This is a genomic window from Mycobacterium helveticum (assembly GCF_007714205.1).
Classification (GTDB): domain Bacteria; phylum Actinomycetota; class Actinomycetes; order Mycobacteriales; family Mycobacteriaceae; genus Mycobacterium; species Mycobacterium helveticum.
The window spans coordinates 1-278 of sequence record NZ_VMQU01000396.1 but is presented as its reverse complement, the minus strand read 5'-3'; the positions used below and the strand labels follow the sequence as shown (position 1 = coordinate 278).

Here is a 278-nt window from a genome sequence, read left to right as displayed (position 1 = left end):
AGTCCTATTATCCTTGCGGCAGTGTACCTTTCGCGTCAACGACACCCGCAAACGCGGAATTGCATGAAAGATCGAGGCCAGGTACCCGGGGTGCGTGAGTTGACTCGCCGGTCGAAGATCAACGACACCGATTCCGGCCGGCCCACATCGAGGTGATCGCGGATGAGTTGCTCGAAAAACGACCGCCCGGCCGCCGGCCGGTCGAAAACCCGGGTGTCGGAGACCTCGAACTGGCGAAACGCCAGCTCGTAGACGTAGCCGGCGCGCACATCCTCGCG

At 62.2% G+C, this 278-nt stretch carries 1 pseudogene; it reads right to left on the bottom strand.

Annotated elements, in window-relative coordinates:
* Positions 1 to 35 precede the first annotated feature (35 nt).
* Positions 36 to 278, bottom strand: a pseudogene (locus tag FPZ47_RS28790) (hypothetical protein); the annotation flags it as partial.